At 31.4% G+C, this 18,469-nt stretch carries 19 protein-coding genes; 5 read left to right on the top strand and 14 right to left on the bottom strand.

Going from position 1 to position 18,469, the window contains the following annotated elements:
• The first annotated feature begins 169 nt into the window (after positions 1 to 169).
• Together WA340_RS00995 and WA340_RS01000 are read left to right on the top strand one after the other, a co-directional pair.
• Positions 170 to 874 (top strand): hypothetical protein, encoded by a 705-nt coding sequence (locus tag WA340_RS00995; RefSeq protein ID WP_336126925.1) that lies wholly within the window; start codon positions 170 to 172, stop codon positions 872 to 874.
• Between the two features lie 95 nt (positions 875 to 969).
• Positions 970 to 1,782: a DNA/RNA non-specific endonuclease gene (locus WA340_RS01000; protein WP_336126926.1), complete on the top strand. Its 813-nt coding sequence runs from the start codon at positions 970 to 972 to the stop codon at positions 1,780 to 1,782.
• Here WA340_RS01000 and WA340_RS01005 read toward each other — a convergent pair.
• The 4 genes from WA340_RS01005 to gcvP all read right to left on the bottom strand — a co-directional run bounded on the left by WA340_RS01005 (position 1,779) and on the right by gcvP (position 7,194).
• Positions 1,779 to 2,627 (bottom strand): glycosyltransferase family 2 protein, encoded by an 849-nt coding sequence (locus tag WA340_RS01005; RefSeq protein ID WP_336126927.1) that lies wholly within the window; start codon positions 2,625 to 2,627, stop codon positions 1,779 to 1,781. The genes WA340_RS01000 and WA340_RS01005 overlap by 4 nt on opposite strands.
• A gap of 13 nt (positions 2,628 to 2,640) precedes the next feature.
• The gene (locus tag WA340_RS01010; RefSeq protein ID WP_336126928.1) at positions 2,641 to 3,162 is read right to left on the bottom strand and encodes a methyltransferase; all 522 of its coding nucleotides are present in this window, start codon (positions 3,160 to 3,162) and stop codon (positions 2,641 to 2,643) included.
• A 23-nt stretch (positions 3,163 to 3,185) separates the two neighbouring features.
• Positions 3,186 to 4,244 (bottom strand): 3-oxoacyl-ACP synthase III family protein, encoded by a 1,059-nt coding sequence (locus WA340_RS01015; RefSeq protein WP_336126929.1) that lies wholly within the window; start codon positions 4,242 to 4,244, stop codon positions 3,186 to 3,188.
• Between the two features lie 100 nt (positions 4,245 to 4,344).
• A complete protein-coding gene (gene gcvP / locus WA340_RS01020; protein ID WP_336126930.1) occupies positions 4,345 to 7,194 on the bottom strand; it encodes an aminomethyl-transferring glycine dehydrogenase in 2,850 nt (949 codons plus the stop codon).
• Between the two features lie 174 nt (positions 7,195 to 7,368).
• Between gcvP and WA340_RS01025 the strand changes: the two genes are divergently transcribed.
• The gene (locus WA340_RS01025; RefSeq protein WP_336126931.1) at positions 7,369 to 8,196 is read left to right on the top strand and encodes a hypothetical protein; all 828 of its coding nucleotides are present in this window, start codon (positions 7,369 to 7,371) and stop codon (positions 8,194 to 8,196) included.
• Here the strand turns inward: WA340_RS01025 and WA340_RS01030 are convergent.
• The 10 genes from WA340_RS01030 to WA340_RS01075 form a co-directional block, all read right to left on the bottom strand.
• Entirely contained in the window at positions 8,176 to 8,430 is a 255-nt protein-coding gene (locus WA340_RS01030; protein ID WP_336126932.1) for a hypothetical protein, read from the bottom strand. The two genes, WA340_RS01025 and WA340_RS01030, sit on opposite strands and share 21 nt — an antisense overlap.
• Before the next feature lie 3 nt (positions 8,431 to 8,433).
• Positions 8,434 to 8,985 (bottom strand): sigma-70 family RNA polymerase sigma factor, encoded by a 552-nt coding sequence (locus tag WA340_RS01035; RefSeq protein ID WP_027880243.1) that lies wholly within the window; start codon positions 8,983 to 8,985, stop codon positions 8,434 to 8,436.
• A gap of 85 nt (positions 8,986 to 9,070) precedes the next feature.
• Positions 9,071 to 9,967 carry a TIGR01777 family oxidoreductase gene (locus WA340_RS01040; RefSeq protein ID WP_336126933.1) on the bottom strand — a complete coding sequence of 299 codons (897 nt, stop codon included), beginning with the start codon at positions 9,965 to 9,967 and terminating at the stop codon, positions 9,071 to 9,073.
• Between the two features lie 2 nt (positions 9,968 to 9,969).
• On the bottom strand, positions 9,970 to 10,368 hold the full coding sequence (locus tag WA340_RS01045; RefSeq protein ID WP_336126934.1) for a hypothetical protein: 399 nt from the start codon (positions 10,366 to 10,368) through the stop codon (positions 9,970 to 9,972).
• Between the two features lie 178 nt (positions 10,369 to 10,546).
• Positions 10,547 to 10,723 carry a hypothetical protein gene (locus tag WA340_RS01050; RefSeq protein ID WP_336126935.1) on the bottom strand — a complete coding sequence of 59 codons (177 nt, stop codon included), beginning with the start codon at positions 10,721 to 10,723 and terminating at the stop codon, positions 10,547 to 10,549.
• Positions 10,720 to 11,055, bottom strand: a complete 336-nt coding sequence (locus WA340_RS01055) for a hypothetical protein (protein ID WP_336126936.1) — start codon at positions 11,053 to 11,055, stop codon at positions 10,720 to 10,722. The genes WA340_RS01050 and WA340_RS01055 overlap by 4 nt, the downstream gene beginning before the upstream one ends.
• 54 nt (positions 11,056 to 11,109) lie before the next feature.
• Positions 11,110 to 11,613, bottom strand: a complete 504-nt coding sequence (locus tag WA340_RS01060) for a GbsR/MarR family transcriptional regulator (protein ID WP_336126937.1) — start codon at positions 11,611 to 11,613, stop codon at positions 11,110 to 11,112.
• 128 nt (positions 11,614 to 11,741) lie between these two features.
• Positions 11,742 to 13,772, bottom strand: coding sequence for a M3 family metallopeptidase (locus WA340_RS01065; protein WP_336126938.1), 2,031 nt, complete (start codon positions 13,770 to 13,772; stop codon positions 11,742 to 11,744).
• A 526-nt stretch (positions 13,773 to 14,298) separates the two neighbouring features.
• Positions 14,299 to 14,787 (bottom strand): 5-(carboxyamino)imidazole ribonucleotide mutase, encoded by a 489-nt coding sequence (gene purE, locus WA340_RS01070; protein WP_336126939.1) that lies wholly within the window; start codon positions 14,785 to 14,787, stop codon positions 14,299 to 14,301.
• A gap of 1 nt (position 14,788) precedes the next feature.
• Entirely contained in the window at positions 14,789 to 15,943 is a 1,155-nt protein-coding gene (locus WA340_RS01075) for a 5-(carboxyamino)imidazole ribonucleotide synthase (protein WP_336126940.1), read from the bottom strand.
• 119 nt (positions 15,944 to 16,062) lie between these two features.
• On the opposite strand from WA340_RS01075, the gene WA340_RS01080 reads away from it, so the two are divergent.
• Positions 16,063 to 17,178: an adenylate kinase gene (locus WA340_RS01080; protein ID WP_336126941.1), complete on the top strand. Its 1,116-nt coding sequence runs from the start codon at positions 16,063 to 16,065 to the stop codon at positions 17,176 to 17,178.
• An 85-nt stretch (positions 17,179 to 17,263) separates the two neighbouring features.
• Positions 17,264 to 18,259, top strand: a complete 996-nt coding sequence (obgE, locus tag WA340_RS01085) for a GTPase ObgE (protein WP_336126942.1) — start codon at positions 17,264 to 17,266, stop codon at positions 18,257 to 18,259.
• Positions 18,260 to 18,469: the final 210 nt, after the last annotated feature.

Genomic DNA, 18,469 nt, shown 5'->3' on the forward strand with positions numbered 1-18,469 from the left:
ATTTGAATATAATTTATGTATTAACATAATATTTTCAGAAAAAGTTAAAGGTTAGTTTGTTTCTGTTAATTTTCAATAAATTTTTAGGATTAGTTTATGTTTTAAAATTTCTACTACATAAAAGTTACCATTAGTTTTGAAGGTATATAAACCAAAAAAACTAAAAACTATGAAATCAATTAAGTTAGTAACAACAACATTAGTAGTATCTGGTTTAGCATTTATGTCTTGTAAAAATGATTATAAGACAAAAGATACAGAAGTAGATACTGTAGAAGAACAGGTAGAAGATTTAGAAAACGAAATGGATAAATCTTCAAGTAGGAACTCAGAAAGTGATTATATCATGCAATCAGACCAAGTCATGTCTAAAGAGTATGCTATGAATGATGGTAGAAACATCAATTACCAAACAACAGAAGCTGGAACTGTAGGTTTTGACGGTTGGCAACAATTTAATATTCTAACATATGAGTTAGAAGAAATGAAAAAAGCCAATATTTACACTAAAGAACGTGTAGGAAATTTAAGAGGAGTTATAGCAACTTTAGATAATAGTATTCCAGACTGGTTAAAAACAGAAGAGGTTATGGAAGATGTTGCAGATATTCAAAAAGAATATAATGAGTTAATGACAGAGACCAATGTTTCAGAAAAAGAATATAAAGAAAACATAGAGGAAGTTTCTGAAAAGTATGCCGATTTACAAGAAGAGTTAACCGAAACAGTTGAAGAATACATGAAAGTTAATGAAAGAGCAATAAAAAAATACAATAAACAAATAGAAAAAGGAAACTTCGAAAAGGCTAATAGAAAATATAAAAGAGAGATAGAAAAACTGAATAAAATTGCAGATTACGAAGAAGAGAAATAGTATTGTCTATTTGTGTTAGTTAGAAGACCTTTTCAAAACGAAAAGGTCTTTTTTTTATTTATCACTATTTTTGATTTTTTTAAATGTAGATTTAAATGACTTATAAAACCAAAGTTTCTTTACTAACAGCAATTGCTTTAATAGCATTATATTCTTATAATTTTTATTTAGACAATCAAGAAAAGAATGCTAATGTTGAAATTGGTAAGAAAGTCAAAAATAATACAAATGAATATTTTTTACCAAGCAGTACAACAGGTCAAATAATCCACCATAATGGTTACAGTTTAAGTTATAGTGAATTACATGAACAAGCAGAATGGGTAGCCTACGAGCTTAAAAAATCTCATCTTAGTAGCAAGCAACACAAAAGACCATATTTTGAAATTGATAAAGCGGTAAAAACAGGCGCAGCACATTGGCGCAACTATAAGCAATCCGGTTACGATCGTGGTCACTTATGTCCTGCTGGAGATAGAAGATATAGTAAACAGTCGCATGATGAAACATTTTTAACCAGTAATATTTCACCTCAAAATCACGATTTTAATGCAGGAATCTGGAATCGTTTAGAACAAAAAACACGTTATTGGGCAAAAAAATATGATGGTGTATTTGTAGTAACAGGAGGAATTTTAAAAGATAATCTTAAGACTATTGGTGAAGAAGATGTTGCTGTGCCTGACCAGTTTTATAAAATAATATTAGATAATAATACAGGAAAAACGAAAGTAATTGCATTCTTATTACCACATCAAGAATCTAGTCAATCTTTATACAAATTTGTAACTTCAGTAGATAAAATAGAATCTTTGACTGGTATAGATTTTTTTCATGAATTAGACGATGAAGTTGAAAATAAAATAGAAGCTTTAAGTGATTATAAAATCTGGAGCTTAAGAGATTAAAAAAGTTTTTCTTTAATGCCTTTCCAGCGTAAGTTTCTAATAAATTTACCTTGATCTTTAGTAATTAAACGCTCAGGATTATTAAAAGTAGCTTTTAAATAACCAACTAGATAATTATAAAAGTAAGGCCAACTTTTTTTCTTTAAACTCATTTTTACAGCTGTTAAAAAAGTAAGTGTAATACCATATCGCATTTTGTACATAGCTTCACCTTGTAGGTGTTTTGCAGCTTTATTGTAGCTTGCGCCAGTCGGTTTTAAGTGTTTAACATGAAGATTATCATCTAAAACTAATTTGTAACCAAAATACTTTGCTAATAACTCATCGATAGTATCCCAACCCATAGATGTTTTTAGCTGTCCAATAGCTTCAAAACATGATTTTGTGTACGCTTTTAAAGCACCTCTTATATGATCTTTACCAGTAATAGACTCTAAAATCCATTGGTTATTTTTTTCGATATAACAATATCCAGCAACCATTCCTATAGTTTCATCTTTATTAAAATGAAATGCTAACTGTTCTAAATAATTAAGCGGAAAAATTAAATCGGCATCAAACTTACAAATCACATCATAATTTTTGTTTGCAATATCATAACCTTTATAAAAAGCATTAATGATTTTTGTGCCAGGTAAATGTTGATTTGATGAGCTGTTATTAACTAATTTTATAAAGTTGAATTGTTGCTGAAAACCTTCAACGATTCCTTTAGTTTTATCTGTAGAATTATCATTTACCACAATAATTTCCTGCGGAAGTAAGGATTGTTTAACCAAAGAATCTAACGTTAATCCAATAGAGTCTTCTTCGTTATGCGCTGGTATGATAATGCAGAATTTCATTTTTAAATTATTTTTAAATTCGTTCTGCATAAACAATATAATATCTTGGCGTAAACCATCTTAAAATTGGTCTAATACCTAATTTTTTGGTTGGATTAGTCCATTTTTGTCGGTCAATAATTTTCCAACCTGTTTTTTCTAGTAGCCAGTCTAATTGCCAATCTTCAAACTCATGATAATGTCTGTCCCACATATCGGTTTTACTTCTGTAAGCAGAAGAAAACCATAAACGCAATGGTACGCTAATTACTAATTTATTGGCTTTTATACTTTTTAAAACGGTAAAAGGAGAGAGTAGATGTTCAAAAATTTCAAAAGCTGTGACTACGGTAGCATCGGAATTTTCTATAGTTGAGGTGTCTAAATCTAAATCTTCACCTTTAGTGTTTTTAACAGAAAATCCGTTAGCCTTTAGTATTTTGGTAAACGGATTTTCTACACCTAAATCCAAAATGGTTTCGGATTTAGAAATATGTTTTTCTAAAAATTGAAACGTAAGCTTATATCTTTTATGCGGAAATGTGTTTTCGTACATTAGTTATTTTCCGCAACAGCGGATTAATATTTATAAACAATAGCGTTTATGTGCATTCCTGCACCAACGCTAGCAAATATAATAACATCTCCTTTTTCTATCTGCTGATTTTCTAATTTATTATTTCTAATTAAGTCAATAAGTGTTGGTACGGTTGCAACCGAACTGTTACCAAGTTTATGAATACTCATAGGCATAATGCCTTCTGGAACAGGAGTTTTGTAAAGTCTGTAAAAACGTTTTATGATAGCTTCGTCCATTTTTTCGTTAGCTTGATGGATCAATATCTTTTTAACGTCTTTTATATCTACACCACTTTCGTCTAAGCATTCTTTCATAGCTAGTGGTACGTTTGTTAATGCAAATTCGTAAATTTTACGACCATGCATTTTAATGTACCTAGTATCTTTGTCTAATTCTGGATTGTTAGAATTTCCGAAGAATAAATAATAGGCTTCATCGTATGTGAAACTAGCGGTATTGTGTGCTAAAATTCCACCTTCTTCATCTGTAGCTTCAATAATTGTTGCGCCAGCGCCATCACTGTAAATCATGCTATCACGATCGTGTTTATCTACCACTCTAGATAATGTTTCGGCGCCAATTACTAAACATTTTTTTGCCATTCCAGCTTTTATAAATGCTTGTGCTTGGATTGTACCTTCAATCCAACCAGGACAACCAAATAATATGTCATAAGCAACACATTTAGGGTTTTTAATGCGAAGTTTATGTTTTACTCTGGTTGCTAAACAAGGTAAAATATCACTTTGGATCGCATCTTTTTTAACGTCTCCAAAGTTGTGTGCTACGATAATGTAATCTATATCTTCCCTATCAATTTTAGCGTCTTCTATAGCTTTTTCTGCAGCAAGAAAACCTAAATCGGAAGCTATTAACTTATCGTCTGCGTAGCGTCTTTCAACAATACCTGTTATTGCTTTAAATTTTTCAACAATAACTTCGTTCGGGGAGTTGATTTGGGAACCGTCTACATTTAAAAACTCATGTTGATGAAAGTCTTCGTTCTTTTCAATATTTTCTGGAATATAACTTCCAGTTCCGGTAATTTTTATAGTCATAAAAAAAATCTGCCTTTTTATTTTTTACTAATATACAAATATACTAGCTACTAAATAAAAAGACAGATTTGAATTTATATTATACGATGCCCAAAAGCTATTATGCTTCCATATATTCTTCTATTGGCGCACAAGTACAGATTAAATTACGATCTCCATAAGCATCATTTACACGACGTACAGAAGGCCAAAATTTATTTTCTTTAACATACTCTAAAGGATATGCTGCTTTTTCACGAGAGTATGGTAGTAACCATTCGTCACTTGTTAGCATATCTAAAGTATGAGGTGCATTTTTTAGCGGGTTGTTTTCGTCTTCTTTAGTTACAGCATCAATTTCTTTTCTAATAGAAATCATGGCGTCACAAAAACGATCCATTTCGGCTTTACTTTCACTTTCTGTTGGTTCAATCATCATTGTTCCTGCAACAGGGAATGATACAGTAGGCGAGTGGAAACCGTAATCCATTAAACGTTTTGCGATATCTGTTACTTCTATACCGTTAGCTTTAAATGGTCTACAGTCTATAATCATTTCGTGAGCTGCGCGACCTCTTTCACCAGAATATAAAGTTTCAAAAGCGCCTTGTAAACGGTGTTTGATATAATTAGCGTTTAAGATAGCTATTTCTGTAGATGCTCTTAGCCCTTCAGCACCTAACATTTTAATATATCCATAAGAAATTAAACATACTAAAGAACTTCCAAAAGGAGCTGCAGATATTGCTGTAATAGCATTATCACCACCAGTTTTTATAATTGGATTACCAGGTAAAAACGGAGCTAATTGCTTAGCTACACAAATTGGGCCAACACCAGGTCCGCCACCACCATGAGGAATAGCAAACGTTTTATGTAAGTTTAAGTGACAAACATCTGCACCAATATTACCAGGGTTTGTTAATCCTACTTGAGCGTTCATGTTTGCACCATCCATGTAAACTTGTCCGCCATTATCATGGATGATTTTTGTAATGTCTTTAATTGCTGACTCGTACACACCGTGTGTAGATGGGTAAGTTACCATTAAAGCAGCAAGATTATCTGAGTGCAACTCAGCTTTATTACGTAAGTCTTCTACATCAATGTTTCCATTATCGTCTGCTTTTGTAACAACTACTTTCATGCCAGCCATTACAGCACTTGCAGGGTTTGTCCCGTGAGCAGAACTAGGAATTAAACAGATGTTACGGTGATGATCACCACGAGATTCGTGATACGCTTTAATTACCATTAATCCAGCGTATTCACCTTGTGCGCCAGAGTTAGGTTGTAAAGATGTTGCAGCAAAACCTGTAATTTCTGTTAATTGATCTTCTAATGCTTTTAATACTTTTTGGTAACCTTCTGTTTGGTCTATCGGTGCAAATGGATGAATGCTTCCCCAATTTGTTTGACTTAAAGGTAACATTTCTGAAGCTGCATTTAACTTCATTGTACAAGATCCTAAAGAAATCATAGAATGGTTTAATGCTAAATCTTTGCGTTCTAATTTTTTGATGTAACGCATTAATTCGGTTTCAGAATGGTAGCTATTAAATACTTCAAGTGTTAAAAAATCACTTGTTCTGTTTAAGTCAGTATCTATATTGTTTGTTTCTGATAATTCAGAAATTTCTATTGCTTTTTTGTTTTCCGCTTCAGCGAAAATTTTAACAATTTCATTTAAATCAGAAATTGAAGTTGTTTCGTTAATAGAAATTAAAACGGTGTTATCATCTTGATAGTAGAAGTTAACTTCATTGTTTTCTGCTACTTCTTTTACTTTAGCAGCATAAGCTTTGACTTGTAAAGTGTCAAAGAAAGATGTGTTTGTTTGTTCTAATCCCATTTTTGAAAGGGTAGACGCTAAGGTAGAAGCACTATTATGAACTTTATTTGCTATAAACGTTAAGCCTTTTGGACCATGGTAAACAGCATACATACCTGCCATTACCGCTAGTAAAACTTGTGCTGTGCAAATGTTAGATGTTGCTCTATCACGTTTAATGTGTTGTTCTCTTGTTTGAAGCGCCATACGTAATGCACGGTTGTCGTTAGCGTCTTTGGTAACGCCTATAATACGACCAGGAATATCACGTTTATAAGCTTCTTTTGTTGCAAAATAAGCTGCATGAGGACCACCATAACCCATTGGTATACCAAAACGTTGTGTTGTACCAACAACAACATCGGCACCAAATTGTCCTGGAGCTTCAAGCTTAATTAAGCTTAAAATATCTGCTGCTACTGCAACTTTTATATTGTTTTCATTTGCTTTAGCAATGAATGTTTTAATGTCTGTAATTTGTCCGTTTTTACCAGGATACTGAACAATAGCACCGAAGTATTCTGAAGAGAAATCAAATGTGCTTTCATCTCCGATTACTAAATCAATTCCGATAGGAAGCGCACGTGTCTTTAAAACCGAAATGGTTTGAGGTAAAACTGCATCTGAAACAAAAAACTTATTTACATTTTCTTTTTTTTGAGCTCTTTCTCTAACAGCAAATAAAAGACTCATAGCTTCTGCAGCAGCAGTACTTTCGTCAAGTAAAGAGGCGTTTGCAAGTTCCATACCGGTAAGATCGGTAATCATGGTTTGGAAATTTAATAAGGCTTCTAAACGACCTTGTGCAATCTCTGCTTGGTAAGGTGTGTAAGCAGTATACCAACCTGGATTTTCTAAAATATTACGCTGTATAACAGCCGGTAAAATTGTTGGATGATAGCCTAAACCAATGTAAGTCTTGTACGTTTTGTTAAGTTTAGATAAATTATTAATGTGTGTAGAATACTCATATTCCGTCATAGCTTCATCTAAACCTAAATCTTTTTCAAGACGAATGTTAGAAGGAATAGTTTCGTAAATTAGTTGTTCAATACTTTCTGCACCTATTGTTTGTAACATTTCTTTAATGTCATTTTCTCTTGGACCAATATGGCGCAAAGCAAAAGCGTTTGTGTTCATTAGTGTTGTGTTGTTAGGCTCTCATTTTCATGAGAATGACAAATTAATTTAGCGTTTTAAAACGCATTTTTATGCGATTGCAAAATTAATGAAATCTTATAGCATTTTTTAGTTAAAATTTGAAAGTTTTTAACCATTTAAAAGCTTTATTAACAGATTGATTATTTTTGTGTGATGAAGATAGTCAAACAGCTTTTAGATTTTTATATAAATAGCAGTATACATGTGGCTTTAGCAGTATATGCTTTAAGTTGGATTACGCTTCTTGTTTTTAACTTGCCTTACGACGAAAACATCCTATATTTTAATTTTTACGCTACAATTACAGGTTATAATTTTGTAAAGTATTTTGGTATTGCTAAGTGGCATCATCGTAGCTTGGCAAAATGGTTAAAAGTTATTCAGGTCTTTTCGTTTTTTAGTTTTTTGTTAATGCTGTTTTATGCTTTTAGATTAGAGTATAAAGTTATGGTTGTTTTAACAGGGTTAGGGCTTATAACTTTTTTATATGCTATACCCTTTTTGCCAAAACAAATGTATTTGGATGAACACCAAAATTTAAGACAAATAAGTGGATTAAAGGTGTATATAATAGCAGCTGTGTGGGCATTTACTACAGTTGTTTTACCTATATTAAACAACAATCAAGAGTTAGAAACTAAAGTCTGGATTACTGTATTACAAAATTTTGTATTTGTGTTAGCTTTAATGATTCCTTTTGAAATAAGGGATCTAAAATATGATAGTATAAAACTAGCAACAATCCCGCAACAAATTGGTATAAAAAAGACCAAAATACTTGGTGTTTTACTACTTTTCTTTTTTTTAGGTTTAAATGTATTTAAAGAAGAAATTCTAATTCACTTTCTTTACAAAGAAGTAATTGTGGCTTTTGTTTTAATGCTATTTATTTTGTTTTCTACAAAAAACAGAAATAAATATTACGCTTCTTTTTGGGTTGAAGCTTTGCCTATTTTATGGCTATTGTTGATGCTTTTTTAATTCTTTTTCAAAAGACTTTTTTATATTATCTTTTTCTTCTGAAGATAAAAACTGAAATTTAATTTTATTTAACAACTGACTTAATTTTTTGTTTGATTTAGAGTGTTTTCTGCAAGCAGAACAATACATTAAATGAATTTTAAGTTTTATTTTTTCAGTTATTGAAGCTTCTTTATATTGATATTTATCACAAACATGACCAGCCTCTTTGCATTTAATAAAAAATAATCCCATGATTTAAAACCAATTTTTTTCTAAGCAACTTGCAAGAGCAACTCTAGCTCTGTGAACAATTACCCATAGGTTAGACGCTGTAATGTTTAGTTCCTTACTAATTGTTTCTGTTTCTTGATTTAAGATGGTTTTCTTCTTAAAGACTTCAGCTTGTTTTTTAGGTAGTTTAGCAATGCAGCTTTGTATTGCGTCTGCTAATTCTTCGTTTTCAATGCTATCTTCTGCTGTTTTGTCAAAAGGATCTGCAATACGCTCTTCTAACCAATCGCCTTCAGATTCAGAATCATTGTAAGTCATTCTAACTTCGGCTTTTCCTTTATTAGAATTGATCTTACGATAGTAATCAATAATTTTTCGCTTTAAAATTGAAATAAGCCAAGTACGCTCAGCCGCTTCACCTTTAAAGTTTTTCATAGCGTTTAACCCAGCCAAAAAAGTTTCGGACACTAAATCTTGAGCAATGACACGATCATTTACACGCGTTATTGTGTAATTAAATAGGTAGTCACTATAAAGATCAACCCAATTGTTAGGATTTAAAGTGTGTTTTGGCATTAGCTGGTTTTTTCTTTTTCATTTTTCAAAAATAACTAAAAAAACCACGGTTTTTGGCTTATTTAACACTATGATAAGAGTTTACTTAATGCAAAATATCTTTCAAAGCATTTTCTATGTTAGTATACTTAAATTTGAAACCATTATTTAAAAGTTTTTCTGGGTATACATTTCTACTTCTTGTTACTAGTTCTGGTTCTGTACCTATTAAAAAAGCTCCAGCTTTTATTAACCATTTTGGTTGTGGTATTCCAAAAGGAATATTTAATACTTTTCTTAAAGATTTCATTAAAGTTTTATTGTCAGTTGGTTTTGGTACGCATAAATTAAAAATGCCTTGTTTATTATTGTCAATTAAAAATTGAATGGCATTTGCAAAGTCCTCTTCATGTATCCAACTCACCTTTTGTTTTCCTGAAGCCTGTTTTCCTCCTAAAAATAACTTTGTGATTTTTTTTAAAGGAATAATAGCTCCACCTTTTTTACCTAAAACAATTGATGTGCGAAGTATGATTTTTTTGGTTTTAGGCGTGTTGATTTCATTGAAGGCAAGTTCCCATGATTTTGCAATATTCATTGAAAAATCATCTCCAATTATTCCATCATCTTCAGTGTTGATTCTCTCAAAACTATTATCATAAATTGTAGCAGTAGATGAATTTATCCAAAATTTTGGCGGATTTTCACATTTATTTATCGCTAATCCTAAAACTTTAGTGGATTCAATTCTAGAATCATAAATAGCTTTTTTATTTTTTTTAGTGTATCTACAGTCTACAGATTTACCGGCTAAATTGATTATAGCGCTTGCGTTTTCTAGATGATCAGTCCATGTGTCAATATCTTTTCCGTTCCAATAAATATCATTTTTATGTTTTGGATTTCTAGTTAAAATAAACACATCATATTTTTCTTTTTTAAAGTGGTTTTTTAAGATTTCTCCTAAAAAACCACTTCCTCCTGCAATAATTATTTTTTTCATATTTAGCTATTTATTTGAGGATTATAAACCGTTTTAGTAGTAGTTCTAGATTTTTTTCTTCCTCTAAAAAATAGGAACAGATTAAAAAATAGCATGATGCCTAAATAGATGGTAAATCCGCCTAATTTTTTACTTAAAATTTCTATTAGTGTTTGTGAGCTCATAGGATCACTTCCGTAGTAAAAAATCTTCATTGTATACAGTGCAAAACCAATATTAATAAGGTAAAAACCTATCTCAAATAGTTTGTTGGTTGCTAAAGCGATATCCTCTTTTCCTTTAAAAATATCTATCATAAAAAGCTTTCCGTTTTTAAAGAGCATTTTAGAAACAAATATTGTTAGTGCAATAACTATTGGTAGGTAAATAAAGTAACCGATAATGATTTTTGAATGTTCCATAATTTATTGTTTTAAAAATTTGTGTTTATGTGTTAATTGAAGCCAAAAAATATTGTTGTAATGTAATGCGGCAAGTATTAGTATGATTTTTCCTAAAGTAAAGTTTAGGCTGCTTATTACCTCGACTACATTATGTATAGTTTCCCAATAGGAAATTGTAATTATAGCATAGCCAATATTAGTTAGATAATATCCTATTTAGTAATAAGTTATTAATTGATTTTACTATTGCTATGTCTTCAAATAAGTTTATTAAAAATAATTCTCCATTTTTATAGCATATCCATCCAATTCTTACCGTAATAAATACAATTATTGGTAGGTAAATGCAGTATGTGATAATGTTTACGTTCATACCTTTTGTATTTTAAAAAGCACGATTGTGAAATATGTCCCGATAATCATTGGTGTTACTAATAACAATGGAATAAATACGTTTTGTAAACCAAAAATTACTTTGATTAAAATTGTTGTTGAAAGCCACAATCCAATTAATATCCAATAGATATTTATAAGTTTTATTGAATAGTTATTTAATTTTTTGATATTACTATTTATTGAAATTGCTATCACAATTTGGATTATTCCTAATACTATTTGAATTAGTGCACCATAAATAGTTTCATATAAATAGAGGCTTAAGGTGAATAAATAAAATATGAGATTTAAATAAGATTCTATTTTCATAATTTTATTATTTTGAAACTTTCAGAAAATATTGAAAATTTAATTTAAATTTTTTTATTTGATTAATTTTAATAAAGACTTAGTAATCCAGTTTTGTTTTTGGTCTACAAGTTTGTTCATTAAAACGTCTAAATTATCAGTAAGTTCTTTTAAAGCTTTTGTTTGTTTAATTAATTCTTTAGTTTTTTCTGTGCCATCATCTTTAATAGAAGAGACATCGTTTAAAACCTTAATAACTGGTTTTATTTCTCTTCGGCTACGTTCTTTAGCTACAATTCTAGCTAATTCTTCAACGTCTTTTTCTGTTGTAAAAAAGTCTTTACGTTCACCTGGAATAAGCTCTTTTGTAACAATTCCCCAATCCATTAATTGTCTAAGATTCATGCTTGTGTTACCTCTTGAAATCTGAAGATCTTCCATGATTTCTTCCATAGATAATGGTTTTGTCGAAATAAAAAGCAATGCCTGTATTTGAGCCATAGCTTTATTAATTCCCCAAAGCGTGCCCAAACTTCCCCAAGTGTTTATAAATTTATCTTTTGCTTCTTGATATTCCATGACACAAATATATTAATAACTTTTAAACTTTCAATAAACTTTGAAAGTTTATTAAAAAAAATATCATTCTGAAGAAGTAATACAATTAATGTTTTAATTATTTACTACCTTCAGAATGACATAAAATATTACTTAATCAACCCAGCACGTTTTAATAAAGCTTCTGGTTTTGGGTCTTGACCTCTAAAGCGTTTATATAAGATTAGTGGATTTTCAGTACCGCCTTTTGTAAGTACATTGTCTTTAAATTTTAAAGCAATATCACGATTAAAAATGCCGTTTTGTTTAAAATAATCAAATGCATCTGCATCTAAAACTTCTGCCCATTTATAGCTATAATACCCAGAAGAATATCCACCTTGAAAAATATGAGAAAATGCTGTGCTCATACAATTTTCTTCTACATCAGGATATAATTTCGTGTCTTTAAAAGCTTCATTTTCATGTGCTTTTACATCTGTAACTTCGGTTGGGTTAATACCGTGCCAATGCATATCTAATAAGCCAAAACTTATTTGACGTAAGGTTTGCATACCTTCATTAAAAGTGGCACTTTCTTTAATTTTTTCTACTAAATCCATTGGGATTAGTTCTCCGGTTTCATAGTGTGTTGCAAATAATTCTAACGCTTCTTTTTCGTAACACCAATTTTCTAGCACTTGACTTGGTAATTCTACAAAATCCCAATACACGCTTGTACCGGATAGACTAGGGTAAGTGGTATTTGCTAGCATACCGTGTAATGCATGACCAAACTCATGAAACAAAGTGGTTACTTCATTAAATGTTAATAAAGAAGGTTTGCTTTTGGTTGGTTTTGTAAAGTTACAAACGATAGAAACATGTGGTCTTTCATTAACGCCGTTTTGTACAAATTGAGGTTTATAAGACGTCATCCAAGCTCCGTTACGTTTTCCTGCACGCGGGAAAAAATCTGCATAAAAGATTGAAACTAAGTCACCATTTTCATCTAAAACTTCGTAAGTCAATACATCTGGATGATACTTGTCAATAGTATCAATTTCTTTAAAAGTCAATCCAAATAATTTATTGGCTACTTTAAAGGCGCCATCAATAACGTTTTCTAATTTGAAGTATGGTTTTAGTTTTTCGTCATCTAAATTGAAAAGCTTTTGCTTGAGCTTTTCACTGTAATAAGCGCCATCCCATTTTTCAAGGTGATCTATACCATCTAATTCTTTTGCAAAATTTTGAAGGTTGGCAAACTCACGTTCCGCAGCAGGTTTTGCTTTGTCTAATAAATCATTTAAAAAGCTTTCAACTTTTGCAGGTGTTTCAGCCATGCGTTCTTCTAAAACAAAATGAGCATGTGTTTTATAGCCTAATAAATTGGCGCGTTGGTGTCTTAGTTTAGCAATTTCTAAAACATTTTTTTGATTGTCTAATTTATTATTGTTAAACCCTTTACTTCCAAAAGCAATCGAGAGTTTTTTACGTAATTCTCTGTTTTTTGCATAGGTCATAAAAGGAATGTAGCTAGGGTAATCTAAAGTGATTAACCAGCCATCTTTACCTTTACTTTCGGCTAATTGTTGTGCTGCTTCAATTGCGCCTTCTGGTAACCCTTCTAGGTCCGTTTGGTTGGTGATATGCATTTCAAAAGCATTAGTTTCTGCTAATACATTTTCACCAAACTTTAATTTAAGCGATGCTAATTTTTTATCAATCGCTCTTAATTGTTCCTTTTTATCTTCAGAAAGGTTTGCACCGTTTCTTGCAAAGCTTTTATATTTTTTATCTAATAAGGTTTTTTGTTCTTCGGAAAGATCAAGTTGCTCTTTTTGATTGTAAACGTCTTTAATACGCGCAAAGAGTTTTTCGTTTAAAGTAATGTCGTTACTAAATTCTGATAAAAGAGGAGAAATGTCTTGAGCAATTTTCTGAATTTCCTCATTAGTCTCTGCCGAATTTAAATTAAAAAATACACTTGTAGCTCTATCTAATTGTTGTCCAGCATATTCTAAAGCTTCAATAGTATTACTGAAAGTAGGAATTTTCTCTGAATTGGTAATTGTTTCAATTTCTGCTTTCGTTTCTTTAATTAAAGTCTCTATTGCTGGTTTAAAATCTTCATTTTTAATAGATTGAAATGGAGCAGAATTATATTTAGTGTTAAATTTATTAAGAAGTATATTCATACCGAAAACGTTTAAGTTTAAATTTTTCATAAAAAATAAATATTTTTTTTTTTGAAATACTTATTTGTGTTATCTTTGACTCGATTTTTTCCCGTGAGCTGGTTACTCACATAAAAATTATTGATTAATAGCGATAAAAAGCCTCAAATTAAGTTTTGAGGCTTTTTTTCTGTCTTATACTCAGTAAGTTTGTTTTTGAGCGATAAAAAACGCATTTTATCTAAAAACAAAATAATTTTTGCCTCAATTCTTTCATTTTCAACAAAACTAAGACCTTTGACTTAAGTTTTTTTGATGTGAGTAAAACTCATATAGAAAGATTAATAGCGATGTAAAGCCTTGACGGAAGTCGAGGCTTTTTTTATGCTATTACTGAAAGTTTTTTACTCAGCATTTTATTTGCAAACTTCTTTTCGTTAAAGATTTTGGTCATTCCTTCTACATAAATTTCATTTTAATCTGTCTTTTCTTTGTAAATAGTTTACCACTGCTACAGCAATAACTAAACTTATTAGTGTTATTGTTACTACCATTTTTTAATGTCTTTAGCAGCTTGTTCTACTTTTAGTTTTAAGCCTTCTTTATAAGCCATAATTTTATCTAAAACGCATTGGTCTGAAGCGCCAATAATTTGAGCAGCCAATATACCAGCGTTTTTAGCTCCGTTTAATGCTACAGTAGCAACAGGTACGCCACCTGGCATTTGTAAAATAGATAAAACTGAGTCCCAACCATCTATAGAGTTACTACTTTTTACAGGAACACCAATTACTGGTAACGGACTCATAGAGGCAACCATACCCGGTAAATGAGCTGCGCCACCAGCACCAGCTATAATTACATTAATACCTCTTTTATGTGCGTTATTGCTAAAATCAAATAATTTTTCTGGTGTACGATGGGCAGAAACAATATCTACTTCTATTTCTATATCAAACCCTTTTAAAATATCAATAGCGTCTTGCATTACTGGCATATCGCTATTGCTTCCCATTACTATTGCAACTTTACTCATGTTATTCGCTTATTACTTGTATTGTATTTTTTACTTTCTCTGCAATTTGTCTTGCTTTGCTTAAATCTTCGTTAACTATGGTTACGTGTCCCATTTTTCTAAACGGACGTGTTTGTTTTTTACCATAAATATGTGGTGTAACACCTTCAAGGTTCATTATACTTTCTATGTTCTTATATAAAACATTTCCTGTATGTCCTTCTGCACCAACAAGATTTACCATAATTCCGCCAACTTTACTTTTAGTTTCACCTAAAGGTAAATCTAAAATGGCGCGTAAATGTTGTTCAAACTGACTAGTAAAACTAGCTTCTATGGTTTGATGTCCAGAATTATGTGGTCTTGGCGCAACTTCATTTATTAAAATTTGGTCGTCTTGTGTCTGAAACATTTCTACTGCTAATAATCCAACATGGTTAAAAGCTTCTGATGTTTTTAAAGCCACATCTTGTGCTTTTTTTGCAACGTCATCATTAATACGTGCAGGACATATTACATATTCTACTTGATTGGCTTCAGGATGAAATTCCATTTCAACAACGGGATACGTTTTAATGTCTCCTGAGACATTTCTTGCTACAATTACAGCTAATTCGTTTTTAAACGGAATGATTTGTTCTGCAATACATTCGCCAGCAGGTAAACCTTCCAAATCACTTAATTGTCTTACAATTTTTACACCGTTACCATCATAACCAAATCTAGCAGCTTTCCATACAAATGGTAATTCTAAACCTCCATTATTAATAGCATCCTCTATTTCAGATAAATAAGCAAATCTGCTAAAAGGCGCAGTTGGAAGATTGTGGTCTACATAAAATAATTTTTGCTTTGCTTTATTTTGTATTTGGCGTAATGTTTTTGAAGATGGATAGACTTTTATGTTTTCGTTTTCTAGTTTTTCTAAAGCATCAACGTTTACGTTTTCAATTTCGATAGTTAGTACATCAACTTGTTTTCCAAAGTTGTAAACCGTATCAAAATCTAACAAATCGCCTTTTACAAATTTATCACAAGCAATTTTACTTGGTGCTTGATCACTATTATCTAAAACAAAGGTTTGAATATCAAATTTTCGGGTATTGTAAAGTAGCATTTTACCTAGTTGTCCGCCACCAAGAATACCTAATTTAAAGTTTGAAGAAAAATAATTCATTTTTAATATTAGTTGTGTGCAACAAAAATACATTTTAAATGTAAAATAGCCTTTAAAAATCTAAATCAAATATCGTTAAGCTGCTACAAATCCTTATATTTGCTTTTTAATTTTTTACAATGAAAACTATAAAGCTTCACGACAAAGAATTTAAGCCTTTTATTTCTGAACAACAAATAGACGCTGCTGTTACTAAAATGGCACAAGATGTAGCTAATGATTTAGGAGATGAAGTACCTGTTTTTGTTGGTATTTTAAACGGATCATTTATGCTAGTAAGTGATTTTGTAAAAAAATATCCAAAACCTTGTGAAGTTACCTTTATAAAATTAGCATCTTATGAAGGCGTTAAATCCACAGAAGATATCCAAAGATTAATTGGTTTAACACAAGACTTAACAGGAAGAACTGTAGTTATTTTAGAAGACATAATAGATACAGGTAATACATTACATGAAATTCATCGTATTTTTAAAAACGAAAATGTAAAGCAACTAGTTATTGCGACACTGTTTTACAAACCAGAAGCTTATAAAAAAGACTTTAAACTTCATTATGTTGGTATAGAAATACCTAACAAATTTATTGTAGGATATGGATTAGACTATGATGGTTTAGGTAGAGATTTGCCAGCAGTATATCAACTAAAAACAACACAACACATGACTAACTTAGTATTATTTGGTCCTCCAGGAGCAGGTAAAGGCACACAAGCAAACTTTTTAAAAGAAAAATATAACTTAGTACATATTTCTACTGGCGATGTATTTAGATTTAATATCAAAAACGAAACAGCATTAGGTATGTTGGCTAAGTCATACATGGATAAAGGAGAACTTGTACCAGATCAAGTAACTATTGACATGTTAAACGCAGAAGTTGAAAAAAATGCAGATGCCAACGGATTTATATTTGATGGTTTTCCGCGTACTAACGCACAAGCAGAAGCTTTAGATAAACTAATGGATACTAAAGATTCTCAAATTAATGCGATGATCGCTTTAGAAGTAGACGACGAAGTTTTAGTACAACGTCTTTTAGAACGTGGTAAATCTAGTGGTAGAGCAGATGATGCAGACGAGTCTATCATCCGAAACAGAATTAAAGAATATTACAACAAAACCGCTATCTTAAAAGATTATTACTCAGCTCAAGATAAATATTTTGGAGTAGATGGTGTTGGTAGCATAGAAGAAATTACAGAGCGTCTTTGCGCTGTAATCGATAAACTTTAAAATGCGTTTATTCGTTTATATGTTAATCTGAAATGCTTAGATTCTTCATAAAACGAATTTATAAATTCACAAATAAACTAAGTAAATGACCGAAGGTAACTTTGTAGATTACGTAAAAATGCATGTCTCTTCAGGAAAAGGAGGGAAAGGATCTGCGCATCTTAACCGCGAAAAATATAACGCAAAAGGTGGACCAGATGGAGGCGATGGTGGACGTGGAGGACACGTAATTATTAGAGGTAACGAAAACCTTTGGACATTACTACATTTAAAATTTCAGCGTCATATCCGTGCCGGTCATGGAGGCGACGGTAGTAGTAATCGTAGTACAGGATCAGATGGAGAAGATTACATTATCGAAGTACCATTAGGAACTGTAATTAGAGATACAGAAACTAACGATATCCTTTTTGAAATCACCGAACAAGGTGAAGAAAAAATTGTTGCCGAAGGAGGAAAAGGTGGTTTAGGTAACTGGCACTTTAAAAGCAGTACCAACCAAACACCACGTTACGCACAACCAGGTATTCCGTTAGAAGAAAAAGACATAACATTAGAGCTTAAAGTCTTAGCAGATGTAGGTTTAGTAGGTTTTCCTAACGCAGGAAAATCTACTTTACTATCTGTAATGACCGCTGCAAAACCAAAAATTGCAGATTACGAGTTTACAACCTTAAAGCCAAATCTAGGTATTGTAAAATATCGCGATTATCAAACTTTTATAATGGCAGATATCCCGGGGATTATAGAAGGAGCTGCCGAAGGTAAAGGCTTAGGCTATTACTTCTTACGTCACATAGAGCGTAATTCGGTATTGCTATTTTTAATTCCAGCAGATGCACCAGATATCAACAAACAGTACGAGATTTTGTTAGACGAGCTTAGACGTTACAATCCAGAAATGTTGGATAAAGACCGTATGATAGCCATCTCAAAATGTGATATGTTAGATGACGAACTTAAAGCCGAACTAAAACAAGAGTTAGACAATACCTTACCAATTCCATATTTATTTATCTCAAGTGTAGCACAACAAGGCATTACAACGCTTAAAGATAAGTTGTGGGACATGCTTAATTAATTTTATTTTGGCGTTACCCTAAAGGGTCAGGCTTTCATTACTCGCTTCCCAACTAAAAAGTTGGGAGAGCTCAAACATGCCATTCAATCCTTAACGCGGGTATGTTTGCTGTCCTAGTGTTCAAGTCAGAGATTATTTCAATTTTATAAATATCCTAACATTTTAAAATTCGACTTGCGTTGTAGGTTTTGTAACTTTGGGTTTCAACCA

Origin of the sequence: Mesoflavibacter sp. CH_XMU1422-2, from assembly GCF_037029245.1 — a bacterium.
Lineage (GTDB): Bacteria > Bacteroidota > Bacteroidia > Flavobacteriales > Flavobacteriaceae > Mesoflavibacter > Mesoflavibacter zeaxanthinifaciens.